Below are 15,626 nucleotides of genomic sequence, written 5' to 3'. Positions count from 1 at the left end.
GAGCATGTCGGAGCACGTGGTCGATGTCAGTTGGAGCCGTGGTGAGCACGAGTTCGGCTACGACACGTACAACCGCGACCACGAGTGGCGCTTCGACGGCGGGATCACCGTGCCCGGGTCGGCGAACCCGAAGTACCTCGGCAACCCGGGCCCGGTCGATCCGGAGGAGGCGTTCGTGGCGGCGCTGTCGTCCTGCCACATGCTCACGTTCCTGGCGATCGCGGCCCGCAAGCGTCTGGTCGTCGACGCGTACGACGACCACGCGGTCGGGGTGATGGCGCCGAACGAGGCGGGTCGGCTCGCGATCACGCAGGTGACGCTGAACCCGAAGATCGTTTGGGGCGGCCCGGAGCCGGACGCCGAGGTGCTGGAGCGGATGCACCACCTGGCCCACCAGGAGTGCTTCATCGCCAACTCGGTCACCACCGAGATCACCGTGGCCGGCTGACCCCCGCTCACCTTTCTTTGTTTTCCTTCCTTCCCTGCAAATAAACCACCCGCCGGTTTGGCCTGAGCCTCGCGCAAGCGGCGTCAGGACAGCCGGCGGGTGGTTGCGGTGCATCTCTGTGGTGATGCACCAGACGGATCCGGCGGCGCCTCGCACTGGGCGCCTCTGCGTTGGTGCGACCTCCGTGCGGTCTAGCTCGGTGGGCAAGACCGTCCGGGTGCGCCGCCTGGATCCGTTCGTCCGGTTCGCGCCAACTACTGCTCGGCGGCGGCGTCGCTCCGGTCGTCTGTGGTCACGGTCGTGTCGATGGCCAGCAGATCCTCGAGCCGGCGAACCTGCTCGGTGGCCATCGAGGTCATCAGTCGGTGGATCGTCATGCCAGTGAGACGCACGCGGTCCCGGGGTATGACGGGAATCCGGCTCATCTTTTTGATGTGACCTACTTCTCATCCAGCCCGTCGGGGCGGAGCGGGACCAGGTCGCGGGCTTCGTCGTACGTCGTCCCGGTCAGTTCGAGCAGATCGACCACGGTGGAGCGGATCTGGCCGAGGACCACGATCGCCGACAGGCCGGCAGGCAGCGGCATCTTCGCCGTGCGGCGGCCGAGCTCGCCCAGCACGCGGTGGGCGGCGACATCGGCGGCCGGCTCGAACAGCGACTCGCCGATCAGCCGGGTGCCGTCGGCGAGGCGGTCGAGCAGCAGCGGGTACTCGTCAGGCATCGCCTCGTCACGCCAGACGGACACCGCGCAGCGTCGTACCAGGACGCGGATGTTCCGGATCGCGCGATCCAGCGGTACGACGAGGTCGGCGATCTCCTGGACCCGGCCGCGGTGCCGGCGCCGGAACGGCGACAGCCGGACCACTGCGACCCCCTCGTCGGCGGCGCTCCGCAGGTCGTCCAGCAGTGACTCGGAGGCGCGGGCCCGGCGCAGCGCGTCGGTGACCGCCACCTCGTCCCAGGCCCGGAGGCCGTCGGCGGTCTCGACCAGAATCTCGGCCAGCTCGGTCAGGACCCCGTTGGCCTGTTGCCGGGGACGGCGGATCGCCGTGACCGGGGCGATCGTGGCGGCGGCCAGCGCGACCAGGCCGCCCAGGACCGCGTCCAGCCAGCGGCTGAAGCCGGCGCCCGGGTTCGGCAGAAGGGTGGTGACGATCGCGGCCTGGACGCCTGCCTGCGTCGACATCAGAGTGCCGGCGCCGAGGAGGACGGCGATGCTCATCGCGAGCGCGATCACGAAGATGATCTGCGCGACCCCGGTGCCGAAGACGCGGACGAACAGGTCGCCGACGCCGACCCCGACGGCCACGCCGACCATCACCTCGACGACCCGGCTCAGCCGCTGGCCGAAGCTGAAGCCGAGGCACACCATCGCCGCGACCGGAGCGAAGAACGGTGTCTTGTGGCCGACGACGTACCGGGCCAAGGCCCACGCCACCCCGGCCGCGATGGCGCATTGGGCGATGAAGAAGACCCGGCTCTGCCAGCGTTCCACCCGGCGACGGATCGAGGCGCGCGAACGACGGGCTGCCTGCGGCGCGATGTCGTCGCGCAGCTCCCGCAGTTGGTCCAACGTCAGCCTGACCGGATCCACGCGCCCCATTGTGGTGCACGAGCTCTCCGGCTTGCTTCGCCCGCTCCTGGGCGTCAGGGTTGGGGCATGACGGAGAACAACCGTGAGGACTACGGCAGCTACAGCGTCGACGACGAGGACCAGCTGCAGGCCGAGGACACCCTGAACGACCGTGGGGTGGAGGACCTGCTCGACGAGGGGTACTCGCCGCCGGAGAAGTGGTCCGCGGGCGAGGGATTCGGTACGACGGCCGAGGAGGCGCTGGAGGGCGAGACGCTGGACCAGCGGATCGCCCAGGAGGAGCCGGACGTCGACCCGTACGCCGAGGACGGCGAGGACGTCGGCGGTCCCGAGATCGGGGTCGAGCGCTCCGGCCGCCTGGTCGCACCCGACGAGGGCGCCCACAGCGACGACGACCAGGAACTGATCGCCGAAGACGTCGGCTTCGACGGGGCCGCGGCGTCCGCCGAGGAAGCCGCCGTCCATGTCGTCGACGACGAGGAGAACTTCGAACTCGAGGACGACGACGAGGAAGACCTCGAGTCCTACGAGAACGTCGACCTGGGCGACGTCGGCGACCCCGAAGACTAGGAAGTGGGGAGGATCCCGGCGCGTATCGGCGCAGGATCCTCCCCGCACTACTTGAGATCAGCGGCGGGTGACGATCACTTCGGAGCCTCGGCGGGGGACCAGGGTGACGTTCTTGGCTTGAGCCGGCTCGGGCTTGGGGTTCGGGGCGGTGAAGTTGTAGGCGGCGAGCGCGGCACGGAGGATCTCCGTGCCTTCCATCAGTGAGAAGCCGGCCCCGATGCACCGCCGCGCCCCGCCGCCGAACGGCATCCACGTGCCGGGGGCCGGCGGATCATCGGAGAGGAACCGCTGCGGGCGGAACTCCTTCGGCTGGGGAAAGTGCTCGCCGTCCCGGTGGACCAGGCCGATCGCGGCCATGATCGTCGTACCCCGTGGCAGCCGGTAGCCGGCGATGTCCGTGGTCTCGGTGACTCGCCGGCCGACCTGGTACACGACCGGGTGCAGTCGCAGGGCCTCCTTGAGGATCGCCTCCAGCTCGTTGTCGGCACCGGCATCCGAAGCCCGCTGACCGAAAGCCAGATCCTCCGGACTTCGGGCCAGCTCATGGAACGTCCAGGCCAGTGCGGTCGCGGTTGTCTCGTGCCCGGCCAGCAGCAGCGTGACCAGCTGGTCCCGCAGCTCCTCGTCCGTCCAGTTGCCGGCAGCAAGCAACCGCGAGAGTACGTCGGTGCGTCCGGCAAGATCCCCGCGGCGCTTGGCGATCTCGTCGTACAGGATCTCGTCGACCTGCTGCTGGGTCTCCAGGTACGTGCGCCACGGCCGGATCCGGAGCAGCGCCGGGTAGAACCCGCCGAGCATGATCACCGGCGACACCGAGACGATCTTGTCCATCAGCGGCCTTAGCAAGGCCAGCCGGTCGGAGTCCGTCACGCCGAAGATGACCTGAAGAATGATCTCGAGGGTCAGATTCCGCATCCGCTGGTGCACTTTGAATGGAGTGCCGGTCGTCCAGGTGGCGACCTCCGCAAGGGCGAGTTCGTGCACCATCTCGGCGTACCCACGCAAGGCCTGGCCGGAGAAGGCCGGCATCAGCTGCCGGCGCATCCGGACGTGGTCCTCGTCATCGAGGAGGAGCAGCGAATGCGAGCCCATGATCGGCTCGAGCACGGTGTTGCCCTCGCCCGCGTGCATCACCGACGGCGGGCTGCCGAACACCTCGCGGATGTGGTCCGGCCGGCTCAATACGACGCACACGCGGCTGGACGGAACCAGTCGGATCGTGAACACATCGCCGTACTTCTCCCGCATCCGTGGGAAGAACGTCCGGCGGTGACTCGCGAACAGGACGGTCTGAACCAGCGTGGGCAAGCGCGGACCTGGCGGGAGCGTGCGCGCCGTCTGCCGGTCGAGCGTCCGGGCACCGAGCAAGGGTGTCGAGGCCATACCTTCACGCTACGTCAGACGGGTGAACACCGGGCGTCGTCCGCGACAAGCGCCGCCGCCCGCCAGCCAGAAGCCGGGGCCGTGGACAGGAACCGGGGGCCTGGGACAGGTTATTGCCTGTCTCAGGTCCCCGGTGGGGGTTCACGCCCCCGGCTTGTGGCCGGTGGTCAGGAGCGCTTGAAGCGGAGGGTGAGGATCTGGAACGGGCGGAGCTCGAAGGAGACCCCGCCTTCCGTCAACTCGCGGTCCGCCAGGTGGCGCTCGAGCAGGTCGACCTCGGTCACCGACGCCGCGCCGAACGACGGCGTGACGGTGGCGCGAGCGCGGCCGCCGGAGGACTCGTACAGCCGGACGACGACGTCGCCGGACTGGTCGTCGGCCAGCTTCAGCGCCTCGACGATCACGTTGTCGTTGTCAACGGCAACGAGCGGCTCGGCACCCTCGGCTCCGGTCACGACCCGCTCGGGCAGGTTGATCCGGTAGCCCTCCTCGATCGCGTCCGGGATCCCGGCGCCGACCACCAGCGCGTGGTTCACGGTGTGCACGCCCTGGTCGGTCTGCGGGTCGGGGAACCGCGGCGCCCGGATCAGCGAGGTCCGGATCGTGGTCGTGGTCCCGCCGTCCTCGCGGGCGGTCCGGTTGATGTCGTGGCCGTACGTCGAGTCGTTGACGACGGCAACGCCGTACCCTGCCTCGCCGACGTGCACCCAGCGGTGCGCCGCGATCTCGAACTTCGCCGCGTCCCACGAGGTGTTCTGGTGGGTCGGCCTGAAGATGTGCCCGAACTGGGTCTCCGACGCCGACCGGTCGGCGTGCACGTCGACCGGGTACGCCGCCTTGAGGAACTTCTCCGCCTCGTGCCAGTCGATCGTGGTCTCGATGTCGACCCGCTTCGCGCCCGGCCGCAGCCGCAGCGTCTGGGTCACCGACGACCGGCCGAACGACCGCGTCACGACCACCGTCGCGACGCCGGAGACGGTGCTGAAGTCGACGCTGTCGACCTCGGTGACGTCCCGGACGTTGTTCTTGTAGAACGAGTCGACGTCCCACGCGTCCCAGTTGTTCGGGGTGTCCACGTGCAGCTGCAGAAGGTTGCCTGCGGCACCTGGTGCGATCACCTCACGCTGGGCCTCGACGTCGTACAGCGAGGTGATCAGACCGCGCTCGTCGATGGTGACCCGGATCAGCCCGTTGTCCAGTACGCCGTTCTCGACCGACACGGACTGGCCTTCGCCGGCCGCGATACCGGCGCCGAGTCCGGCGACACCGTTGCGCCCGTGCGGTGCGGCGTTGAACACGATCTGCGCGTCACCGGAGCCGGCCAGCGCCTGCTGCGCCGTCGCGATGATCGCCTCCAACTCGGAAGCCAACCGAGCGTACGTCTCCTCGGCCTCGCGGTGCACCCACGAGATCGACGAGCCGGGCAGGATGTCGTGGAACTGGTTCAGCAGCACGGCCTTCCAGATCCGGTCCAGGTCCTCGTACGGGTACGCGTCCAGCTTGCCCGCGACCACGGCCGCGGCCGACCACAGCTCGGCCTCGCGGAGCAGGTGCTCGCTGCGCCGGTTGCCCTGCTTGGTCTTGGCCTGCGAGGTGTAGGTCGCCCGGTGGATCTCCAGGTAGAGCTCACCGGACCAGACCGGCGCGTGGCCGGCGTACTCGTCCTCGGCGGCGCTGAAGAACTCGGTCGGGGACTCGATCGTCACCCGCGGCGAGGACTCCAGGTTCGCCACCCGGCGAGCGGTCGCGACGAACTCACGGGTGGGGCCGCCACCGCCGTCGCCGTACCCGAACGGGACGAGCGAGCGGGTCGCCGCACCGTTCTCGGCGAAGTTGCGCTGGGCGTGCGCGAGCTCCCGGCCCGACAGGTCGGAGTTGTAGGTGTCGATCGGCGGGAAGTGGGTGAACACCCGGGTGCCGTCGAGGCCCTCCCACCAGAAAGTGTGGTGCGGGAACTTGTTCTCCTTGTTCCAGGAGATCTTCTGGGTCAGGAACCACCTCGACCCGGACAGCTTCACCAGCTGCGGCAGCGCCGCGGTGTAGCCGAACGAGTCCGGCAGCCAGACCTCCTGGGTGTCGATCCCGTACTCGTCCAGGAAGAACTTCTTGCCGTGCACGAACTGCCGGGCCAGTGCCTCGCCACCGGGCAGGTTGGTGTCGGACTCGACCCACATACCGCCCACCGGAACGATGGTGCCGTCGGCAACGGCCTTTTTCAGCCGCTCCCAGACCGCCGGGTAGTTGTCCTTCACCCAGGCGTGCTGCTGGGCCTGCGAGAACGCGAAGACGAGCTCCGGGTACTCCTCGGCCAGGTTGGCGACGTTGGACACCGTCCGGGCCACCTTGCGCCGGGTCTCGCGCAGCGGCCAGAGCCAAGCCGAGTCGATGTGCGCGTGCCCGACCGCGGACAGCTGGTGCGCGCTGGCGTGCGCCGGCCGGCTCAGTACGTCGGTCAGCTGTGCGCGGGCGTCAGCGGCGGTGCCGGCCACGTTCTCGTAGTCCAGAGCGTCCAGCGCGCGACTCAGCGCCCGCAGGATCTCCCGGCGGCGCGGCTCCTGCAGGGACAGTTGCTCCTGCAGGCCGTTGAGGGCCTCCAGGTCGAGGATCAGGTCCCAGACCTCGGCGTTGAACACGGCCACGTCGGCGCGGGTCAGCCGGTAGATCGGCGTGCCGCCCGGCTCGGGCTTGCTGCCGACGTCGGTCGGCGCGAACGCGTTCGACCCGAGCACCTCGGGGTTCGCGGCCGCCTCGACGTAGAACTCGATCCGGTCGCCGGCGTGGGCCGGCGTACCGTCGGGGCCGAGGATCGACAGCGGGGCATAGGTCTGGCGCGGGTGCAGACCCTTCAGCGGTACGCCGGAGGTCGTGTGGACCAGACCCTCCGCGGAGAACCCGGGGCCGCCGCTGAAGCCGAGGTCGATGACCGCCTCGATCTCACTGCCGCTCCACTCGGCCGGCACCTGGCCGCTGAACTTGAACCACGCGGTACCCCAGGCTGCTCCCCAGGGCAGACCGATCGCGGCCGGCTCGTAGGTCTGGGCGAGCGCCTCGGCGGGGGACACGGGCTCACCAGGGGCGTGCCACACCTCGATGTCCAGCGGGACCGCCGCGCCGTAGATCGCGGGGCGGATCCGTTCCCGCAGGGCGCGCTGAAGCCGCTCCTCGATGAGTTGACGGTCGTCGTGCACGAAATCATCCTCCGGGGAAGGGGTCCTCACGCGGCCCACGCAGGCCGCACGGATGACAACGCTGTCACACCTACCCCTGACACGTCCAGACATAGTTTCATCGCGGTCGTCGCCGTACCTGCGGGTAGCGGTTCGGTTGCGGCCGGGGACGCGGCTACCCCGGAGGCCCCGTTGTTGTCTAGGTTGTCTGCATGGATCGCCCCCGCCTGCTGACCCCTGCCCGGCCGACTGGGATGACCCGACGCAGCGTGCTCGGCCTAGGTGCCGCCGCTGCCTCGGCTCTGATGCTGCCCGGCTGCTCCCGCGGCCGAGCCGACGAGCCGGCTCCGGCCGGACCGGCCACGTTCGCGACCGGCAACGCCGGTGGTGTCTATGCGGTCTTCGGCAGCGCGCTGAGCGGACTGGTCAGCGAGGTCACCGGCATGGAGCTCAAGCCGGTGCTCACCAACGGTTCGATCGACAACCTGATGAGGGTGGCCAGCGGCAAGGCCGACCTCGGCTTCGCTACGTCGGACACCGCGCTGGCGGCGTACGAGGGGAGTGGGCAGTTCGACACCGGCCGGCTGAAGTTCTCCGCGCTCGCCCGGGTGTACGACAACTATGTCCACGTCGTCGTACCGATGGCCTCGAACGCGTCGAAACTCGAGGACCTGAACCAGAAGGACCCGAAGAAGCCGCCCCTGGTCGTCAGCGTCGGCCCGACCACCTCCGGCACCAGGGTCGTCGCGGATCTCATCCTGGCCGCGGCAGGCGTCACGGTGACGAAGAAGTACCTGACACTGGAAGACGCGGTCAAGCAGTTGGAGGACAAGGCCAACGGCAAGAACCCGAAGGGGATCGATGCGCTGATCTGGAGTGGTGGTGTACCGACCGACCCGATCAAGGAACTGCAGAAGAGCATCGGGTTCCGGCTGCTCGACATCGGTCCGGTGGCCGAGAAGATCGCGCTCACGCGGTTCGGCGGATATGTGGTGTCGTCGATCCCGCCCTCGCAGTACGGGCTGGCCAGTTCGGTGGCGACGCTGGCGATCCCGAACTACCTGGTCACCAAGCCGACCCTGTCCGACTCGTGGGCCTGGTGGACGGTCAACACGTTGTTCCGCCGGCAGAACGACCTGGTCAAGAACCACCCCGAGGCCGGCGCCCTGGACCCGCGCTCAGCGATCGCGACGATGCCGGTCCCGCTGCACGCCGCCGCCGAACGCTGGTACCGCAACAACCACATCTGACGCCCGCGGGGACCCGGCGGGAGCGGGTGCGCAGGCGGTGTAGTCGTGCTCAGGCGTCGTAGTCGTCGATCAGGGGGACGCGGACCTCGATCACCAGGCCGCCGCCGATCGGCGGGCGGGCGACCACGCGGCCGCCGACCCGGGCCGCCTCGGAGCGGACGATCGCCAGCCCCAGGCCGGTGCCCGGCATCTCCCGGTGGTGCGCGCTGCGCCAGAACCGCTCGCCGACCTTCTTCAGGTCGCGCGATCCGAGCCCGAGCCCGTGGTCGCGGACCGACATGACGACCTCGGTGCCGTCCCGGGTCACCGAGACCTCGACCGGCGGAGCGCCGTACTTGGACGCGTTGTCGAGCAGTACGTCGAGGATGTCGTCCACCTCGAGCTCCGGCGCGACACCGCCCGGCACCATCTCGCCGGTGATCAGTTCCAGGTCGTCGGCGGCGTACACGGCCTTCCAGCCGACCAGCCGCTCCTTCACCGCCTGCGCGAGGTCCAGCGGCTCTTCGTTGCCCTCGACATCGGCTCCCGGGCGGTCCGAGCCGGCCAGCCGGGACAGTCGCTGGACGATCCGGCCGAGTCGGTCGATGTCGCTGAGCGCGAACCGTGCGGTCGGCGACAGCCGGGACAGGCCCTCGATGTGGATCCGGGCCGAGGTCAGTGGCGTCCGCAGCTGGTGCGACGCGTCCGCGACGAACTCCCGCTCACGCTGGCGGGCCTGGTGCAGGCTGAGCGCCATCGAGTTGAAGCTGTCACCGAGCCGGCGCAGCTCCGGGGCACGCCCGTCGGTCGACACCCGGGTGTCGAGTGCGCCGCGGGTGATCTGGTGGGTCGCGTTGTCCAGGTCCTTCAGCGGCCGCAGCACCCAGCGGGTGATCGGCCGGACGATACCGATGATGATCGCGCCGATGCTGATCAGCAGACCGCCGAGCAGCAGCAGCAGACCGCTCTGCACCGTGTCGCGGGACTTCTCGGTCGGCACCCGCAGTACGGCGGCACCGAGCACGCTGCCGTTGTTGACGACCGGGCGGGACACGATCATCTCGCCGGAACGCCACGGCCACAGGGCCGGCGGCTCGGCCGGCAATCTACCGGCCAGTGTGCTGTGCAGTGCGGCCTCGATGTCCGGTTCCTTGACGTTCACACCGGACACGGAGGTCGCGACCACCCGGGAGTCGACGTCGACCACGAAGACCGGGGTGTTGTAGAGCTCCTGGTACCGAACGGTCAGCTCACGCAGGTTGGCGATGTCGCCGGTCTGCAGCGGCGACTCCGCCATCGCGGCGAACCAGTCCGCGTCGTTGCTGCGGGACAGGAAGAGGGTGCGCGACGCACTCGTGGCGATGTAGTTGGCCAGTGGTACGACGGCCACGATGGCGAGCGCGATCACCATCGGAACGAGGGACTGCAGCAGGCGACGGCGCAAGGGTCAGTCCGAACCCAGGCGGTAGCCGACACCGCGGATCGTCTGCACCAGCTCCGGCCGGCCGAGCTTGGCGCGCAGGCTGGCCACGTGCACGTCCATGGTGCGCGAGGAGGCCTCGAACACGGACTGCCAGGCATACAGCGCGACCTGTTCGCGGGGGACCACCCGGCCGTGATGAGCGGCCAGCACAGCTAGCACGTCGAACTCCTTGCGGGTGAGGCTGATGGGCTTGTCCGCGACCTGTACGGTCCGGGCCTCGATGTCCACGGTCAGGTCGCCGACAGTCACCCGGGGGCGGGGCTGCAAGAGGCCGGTACGACGAAGTACAGCATCGATGCGGGCCAGTAGCTCGGAAATCGCGAACGGTTTCACCACATAGTCGTCCGCACCGCTGCGCAACCCGCGCACCCGGTCGGCCGCCTCGCCCCGCGCGGTCACCGCGATCACCGGGACGTCGGAGACCGTCCTGATCTGCCGGCACACGTTGATACCGTCCCCGTCCGGCAGACCGAGGTCCAGCAGGACCAGGTCGCCGGGGTCCGCCGCGAGGGCGTCCGCGGCCGTCCGGACATGCGTGACCATCAAGCCGTAGCGCCGCAACGCGGGTATCAGGGCATTCGCGATATCGAGATCGTCTTCGACCAACAGAATCCTGACCGCGCCACTCATGCGGTGATCGTAGGCCAGGAGGCGCTCACATGTGTCAGATCTTGGTAAAGACGTAATCACGTGACTCCACCCAGTGTTCGGCAACATTAGCCTTCCGGACACAGGAGGGAACCGATCGATGACTGTCGGTATCGGCACGGGGGCCGGTTTGACCGCGCCCTCCGACGAAGAGCTCGCCGAGTACGAACAAGAACGACCGGCTCGGCGGCTTCGGCCTGCCCTGGACCTGGGGATCTCGGTCTGGTGCGCAATCATCAGCATCGGCGTGCTCGCGCAGGTCTTCTTCCCATTACCACAGGGCACGCAGTTTTACTTGGTGATCTTTCTCGCAGCGGTTCTGCCGATCACGCTGCTGTGTTACCGCGGTTGGAAGGTTCCGGCGTTCCTGAATCCGTTGCGTCGGAGGGCTGGTGACGACCCCGGGATCACCGACTGGATCCTGGCCGTCGTCGCGTTCGCGGTCTGTATCTACCCGCTCTTCGACTTCGACGCCTATCTCGAACGGCGGCAGGCGCCGACCACGTTGGACCTGGTGGCTGGTGCGCTGCTGCTGATCCTGTTGCTCGAGGCATGCCGTCGTACCACTGGCTGGGTGCTGCCGGCGTTCAGCCTGCTGTTCATCGCGTACGCGTACTACGGCGGCTATCTGCCCTACACGTGGTCGCTGGCGCACCAGGGCTTCAACTTCGACGCGATCATCGCGCAGTTCACCATGGGCACGGCGGGGTTCTACGGGACGCCGTTGAGTGTCGCGGCCAGCTACATCGTGCTGTTCACCATCTACGGCGCGGTGCTCGACTACTCCGGCGCCGGCAAGTTCTTCATCGACCTGTCGTTCGCCGCCTTCAAGCGCAGCCGTACGGCGCCCGGCCGCACGGTGACCCTGGCCGGCTTCCTGCTCGGCAGCGTGTCGGGTTCGGGTACGGCGACCGCCGTGTCGCTCGGCACGGTCTCGTGGCCGATCCTGCGCCGGGCCGGCTACCCGGCCGAACCGGCAGGCGGAATGCTCGCCGCGTCCGGCATCGGCGCGATCCTGTCACCACCCACGCTCGGCGCGGCCGCGTTCATCATCGCGGAGTTCCTGCAGGTCTCCTACCTGACGGTCCTCGGGTACGCCGTGATCCCGACGATCCTGTATTACCTGGGCATCCTGCTCGCGATCGAGATCGACGCCCGCCGGCACGGGACCACGTCGGCCGAGACCTCTGATCAGTCCGCGTGGCGGTTACTGCTGCGGTTCGGGTACCACTTCCTCTCGCTGTTCGTGATCATCGGCTTCATGGCGGTCGACGTACCGCCGTTCAAGGCCGTGGTCTACGCGGTGATCATCCAGTTCGCGCTGTCGTTCCTGGACCGCGAGCATCGGCTCACCGCCGGGCGGCTGTTCAATGCGCTTGCCCAGGGCACCCGTTCGGTGCTGCCGGTGGCGGCGACCTGCGCGACGGCCGGCGTGATCGTCGCGGTCACCACGCAGACCGGTCTCGGGCTGAACCTGGCCGAGATCATCGTCGGGGCGGCCCACGGACTGACCGACAACCACACCGTCGTCCTGATCCTGACCGTGGTGCTGTCGGGGTTCGCCGTCCTGATTCTCGGACTCGCGGTGCCGGTGACCGCGTCGTTCATCATCGCCGCGGTGATCATCGCGCCGGCGTTGGTGCAGCTCGGGGTGACGCAGCCCGAGGCGTACATGTTCATCTTCTACTACGCCGTACTCTCCGAGGTCTCGCCGCCGACCGCGCTGGCCGCGGTGGCGACGGCCGCGATCACGGGCGGCAAGGTGATGCCGACGATGTGGCAGGCGTGGAAGTACACGCTGCCGGCGTTCCTGGTGCCGTTCGCGTTCGTGCTCACCGACAACGGCGCACACCTGCTCGGTCAGGGATCGTTCGTCGGCATGGTGTGGACGCTGCTGGTGTCGATGCTGGCCGTCGCCGCGCTGGCCGTGGTGACCGGTGGCTGGATCTTCGTGGCGACCAGTTGGATCGAGCGTGCGGTCTGCGTGCCGGCCTCGCTGCTGCTGCTCTACCTCGCGCCCGTAACCATCACGGCCGGAATCTGTTTGCTACTTGTTGCCGTCGCGATCAATCTGGTCCGGCGGCAACGCCAGGCCGCCGCCCCGAAGGAAGGACCCGTCACTTCATGAGACTCCGTCGCCTCCCCACCGCCGCGGTGGCGCTCGCCGCCGTGGTCTCGCTCGTCGCCTGTGGTGGCCAGCGCGAACCCGCTGGAACCGGTACGGCCGACGGTGGCCGGCTGACGATTGCCACCGGCAACACGACCGGTGTGTACTACCAGCTCGGCGGTGCACTGGCCTCGGTGATCTCGCAGAAGGTCTCCGGCTACCGGGCGACCGCGAGCGAGACGGGGGCGTCGGTCCAGAACGTGCAGGGCCTGGTGGCGGGGAACTACGACATTGCCTTCTCCCTCGGCGACACCGCGGCCGACGCGGTCAAGGGCGTGAACAGTTTCAAGGTGCCGCAGGACGTCGTCGCGCTGACCCGTCTGTACAACAACTACACGCAGGTCGCCGTCCGTACGTCGGCCGGGATCAACTCGATCGCCGACCTGAAGGGCAAGCGGGTCTCCACCGGTTCGCCGAACTCCGGCACGGAGGTGATCGCCCGCCGGCTGCTCGAGGCGGCCGGTCTGGACCCGATGCGCGACGTCACCGCCCAGCGGCTCGGGCTGCCGGAGTCGGTGGACGCGATGAAGTCCGGCTCGATCGACGCGCTGGTCTGGTCCGGCGGACTGCCGACCGGTGGCATCACCGACCTGACCACCAGCCTGGGCAAGAACGTGAAGCTCTTGCCGATCGTGGATCTGCTGCCGAAAATGCAGGAGAAATACGGCACGATCTACACCCAGGCGCCGATCCCGGCGGCGACGTACAAGCAGCCGGCCGACGTGGCGACGATCATCGTGCCGAACGTGCTGCTGGTCCGGAAGAACATGAAGGACGAGCTGGCCGAGCAGTTGACCAAGGTCATCTACGACAACAAGGACGCACTCGTCGCGGTCAACGCGGCGGCCAAGGGCATCACCGCGGAGAACGCCGGCAAGACGGACCCGGTGCCGTTGCACCCCGGCGCGAAGAAGGCGATCGACGGACTGAAGTGACACACTGACCGTCCTCCCCCGCACACCAGGCGCAGCGGGGGAGGACGCACAGGGACCCACCTCCGCACACCAGGCGCAGCGGGGGCGGGACCCAGCCGGCCCCACAACCAGGCGCAGTGAGTGCCGGCAGACCGGGCCGGCCCGTCGGAGGCATCCGAAGGGCCGGCCCGGTCACCTACTTCTGGTCGTCCTCCATCGGGGTGCCGTAGAGGTAGTGCGAGAGTGCGGAGTCGCGCTTCGGGTGGGCGTGGTACCTGATCGGTACGACGCGGCCCTCGGCGCTGTCCCACGCGTTGTCGGCCATCCGCCACATGCGATGCACCCACCGGCCGGCCATCCCGGTATGCGGCGAGACTGGATGTGCGCGGGTCGGCGCGATCTCCTCCGCCTCGAGGAGCTGTTCGGTCAGCGTGTTGACGTCCGAGCCGTCGAGTTGCTCGGAGATCCGCCGGCTGTACTCCGTCTCCATCGTCTCGTGCCGCATCAGGAGCCGGTCGATCTGCTGCCAGAGCTCGTCGTGATGCAGGTGCAGGAACCGGCTGTCGCCGTACTGGCGTCCCTTCAGGAACCGCAGCGAGCGTTCCAGGTCCTTCGCGTTGTCGACGTACTTGGTGACCAGGTCGTCGCCGTCGGGCAGGCGTCGTACGTGCGGGAGGAGGACATCCTCGGCGGCGGCCAGGTGCTGGGCCGCGATCGCGTAGAACCAGTCGGTCTGGTGCCTGCGCTCAGGATGTGCGGCGTCCGGGTGGTGAGCCGGCTCGGCCAGCTCCCGGATCCGGGCATGTTCGTACGTCAGGGCCATTTCGAGCGTCGAAGCGGTCATGACAACCACCTCCTGGAGGGTCTCCTTCCAGCCTGTGCCCATCGCGGGAGGACTGCAACCACCCGACCCCGCTCCGTGGCCCAAACACAACAACTGCCCCGTAGCCAGGGCTACGGGGCAGTTGTCTTCGAGGTCAGCTGTCCGAGCTCTTCTTCCAGAGGTTGATGCCGGCCTCGACGGCGTCGGCGTCGATGGCTTCGAGCTCGTCGGCGGAGAACTTCAGGTTGCGGACGGCGGCCAGGTTGTCCTCGAGCTGGGCGACGCTGGAGGCGCCGATCAGGGCGCTGGTGACCCGGTCGTCGCGCAGAGTCCAGGCGAGCGCGAGCTGGGCGACGGACTGGCCGCGCTCCTTGGCGATCTCGTTCAGCGCGCGGACGTGCTTCAGCGTGTCCTCGGTCAGCGAGTCCGGGTTCAGCGACTTGCCCTGCGCCGCGCGGGAGTCCGCGGGCACGCCGTCCAGGTAGCGGTCCGTGAGGACACCCTGCGCGAGCGGCGAGAACGCGATCACGCCGACGCCCAGCTCACCGACGGCCTCCAGCAGATCCTCCTCGATCCAGCGGTTCAGCATCGAGTACGACGGCTGGTGGATCAGCAGCGGCGTCCCGAGCTCCTGCAGGATCCGCGCCGCCTCCCGGGTCCGATCCGCCGAGTACGACGAGATTCCGGCGTACAGCGCCTTCCCCGAGCGCACCGCGGTGTCGAGCGCGCCCATCGTCTCCTCGAGCGGCGTGTCCGGGTCGAAGCGGTGCGAGTAGAAGATGTCGACGTACTCGACACCCATCCGGCTCAGCGACTGGTCCAGGGACGCCAGCAGGTACTTCCGCGAGCCGCCACCCTGACCGTAGGGACCCGGCCACATGTCGTAGCCGGCCTTGGTCGAGAGGATCAGCTCGTCGCGGTACTGCTTGAAGTCGCGGGCGAAGTGCGTCCCGAAGTTCGTCTCGGCCGAGCCGTACGGCGGGCCGTAGTTGTTCGCCAGGTCGAAGTGCGTGACGCCGAGGTCGAACGCCCGCCGCAGGATGTCGCGCTGCGTGGTGAACGGCTTGTCGTCACCGAAGTTGTGCCACAGCCCCAGCGAGATCGCAGGCAGTTCCAGCCCGCTCCGTCCCGTCCGCCGATAAGCAATCTGGTCGTCATACCGGCCCTCAGCCGCCACATAATCAGTCACGGAACCCCAGT

At 68.7% G+C, this 15,626-nt stretch carries 13 protein-coding genes; 5 read left to right on the top strand and 8 right to left on the bottom strand.

What is annotated here, in order from left to right; all coding sequences use genetic code 11:
- Positions 1–4: 4 nt before the first annotated feature.
- Positions 5–448 carry an OsmC family protein gene (locus AB0E63_RS17185; RefSeq protein WP_360366447.1) on the top strand — a complete coding sequence of 148 codons (444 nt, stop codon included), beginning with the start codon at positions 5–7 and terminating at the stop codon, positions 446–448.
- Between the two features lie 254 nt (positions 449–702).
- Here the strand turns inward: AB0E63_RS17185 and AB0E63_RS17180 are convergent, their stop codons facing one another.
- Complete coding sequence (locus tag AB0E63_RS17180; protein ID WP_360366445.1) at positions 703–825, bottom strand: hypothetical protein; 123 nt, start codon at positions 823–825, stop codon at positions 703–705.
- A 62-nt stretch (positions 826–887) separates the two neighbouring features.
- On the bottom strand, positions 888–2,051 hold the full coding sequence (locus AB0E63_RS17175; protein WP_360366443.1) for an FUSC family protein: 1,164 nt from the start codon (positions 2,049–2,051) through the stop codon (positions 888–890).
- Positions 2,052–2,108: 57 nt separating this feature from the next.
- Between AB0E63_RS17175 and AB0E63_RS17170 the strand changes: the two genes are divergently transcribed.
- Complete coding sequence (locus tag AB0E63_RS17170) at positions 2,109–2,612, top strand: DUF5709 domain-containing protein (RefSeq protein WP_360366441.1); 504 nt, start codon at positions 2,109–2,111, stop codon at positions 2,610–2,612.
- 57 nt (positions 2,613–2,669) lie between these two features.
- Here AB0E63_RS17170 and AB0E63_RS17165 read toward each other — a convergent pair whose 3' ends face one another.
- Both AB0E63_RS17165 and AB0E63_RS17160 read right to left on the bottom strand, forming a co-directional pair.
- Entirely contained in the window at positions 2,670–3,995 is a 1,326-nt protein-coding gene (locus tag AB0E63_RS17165; protein WP_360366439.1) for a cytochrome P450, read from the bottom strand.
- 167 nt (positions 3,996–4,162) lie between these two features.
- Positions 4,163–7,183 carry a glycoside hydrolase family 38 C-terminal domain-containing protein gene (locus tag AB0E63_RS17160; protein WP_360366437.1) on the bottom strand — a complete coding sequence of 1,007 codons (3,021 nt, stop codon included), beginning with the start codon at positions 7,181–7,183 and terminating at the stop codon, positions 4,163–4,165.
- A 191-nt stretch (positions 7,184–7,374) separates the two neighbouring features.
- Here AB0E63_RS17160 and AB0E63_RS17155 point away from each other — a divergent pair, with 191 nt between their 5' ends.
- Complete coding sequence (locus AB0E63_RS17155; RefSeq protein WP_360366435.1) at positions 7,375–8,412, top strand: TAXI family TRAP transporter solute-binding subunit; 1,038 nt, start codon at positions 7,375–7,377, stop codon at positions 8,410–8,412.
- Between the two features lie 49 nt (positions 8,413–8,461).
- On the opposite strand, the gene AB0E63_RS17150 is transcribed toward AB0E63_RS17155, so the two are convergent.
- Together AB0E63_RS17150 and AB0E63_RS17145 are read right to left on the bottom strand one after the other, a co-directional pair.
- Positions 8,462–9,835, bottom strand: a complete 1,374-nt coding sequence (locus tag AB0E63_RS17150; protein WP_360366433.1) for a HAMP domain-containing sensor histidine kinase — start codon at positions 9,833–9,835, stop codon at positions 8,462–8,464.
- A gap of 3 nt (positions 9,836–9,838) precedes the next feature.
- Complete coding sequence (locus tag AB0E63_RS17145) at positions 9,839–10,504, bottom strand: response regulator transcription factor (RefSeq protein ID WP_012918592.1); 666 nt, start codon at positions 10,502–10,504, stop codon at positions 9,839–9,841.
- 118 nt (positions 10,505–10,622) lie between these two features.
- Here AB0E63_RS17145 and AB0E63_RS17140 point away from each other — a divergent pair, with 118 nt between their 5' ends.
- The gene (locus AB0E63_RS17140) at positions 10,623–12,650 is read left to right on the top strand and encodes a TRAP transporter fused permease subunit (RefSeq protein ID WP_360366431.1); all 2,028 of its coding nucleotides are present in this window, start codon (positions 10,623–10,625) and stop codon (positions 12,648–12,650) included.
- Positions 12,647–13,624, top strand: coding sequence for a TAXI family TRAP transporter solute-binding subunit (locus tag AB0E63_RS17135; RefSeq protein ID WP_360366429.1), 978 nt, complete (start codon positions 12,647–12,649; stop codon positions 13,622–13,624). Before AB0E63_RS17140 ends, AB0E63_RS17135 begins: the two co-directional genes overlap by 4 nt.
- 175 nt (positions 13,625–13,799) lie before the next feature.
- Here the strand turns inward: AB0E63_RS17135 and AB0E63_RS17130 are convergent, their stop codons facing one another.
- Positions 13,800–14,447 carry a hypothetical protein gene (locus AB0E63_RS17130; RefSeq protein WP_360366427.1) on the bottom strand — a complete coding sequence of 216 codons (648 nt, stop codon included), beginning with the start codon at positions 14,445–14,447 and terminating at the stop codon, positions 13,800–13,802.
- Between the two features lie 133 nt (positions 14,448–14,580).
- The gene (gene mgrA, locus AB0E63_RS17125; protein WP_360366425.1) at positions 14,581–15,615 is read right to left on the bottom strand and encodes an L-glyceraldehyde 3-phosphate reductase; all 1,035 of its coding nucleotides are present in this window, start codon (positions 15,613–15,615) and stop codon (positions 14,581–14,583) included.
- Between the last annotated feature and the right edge of the window lie 11 nt (positions 15,616–15,626).

The sequence above is a fragment of the Kribbella sp. NPDC026596 genome (genome assembly GCF_040638415.1).
GTDB lineage: Bacteria > Actinomycetota > Actinomycetes > Propionibacteriales > Kribbellaceae > Kribbella.
The sequence above is the reverse complement of the archived record's forward strand: the minus strand, read 5'-3'. Positions and strand labels throughout refer to the sequence as shown.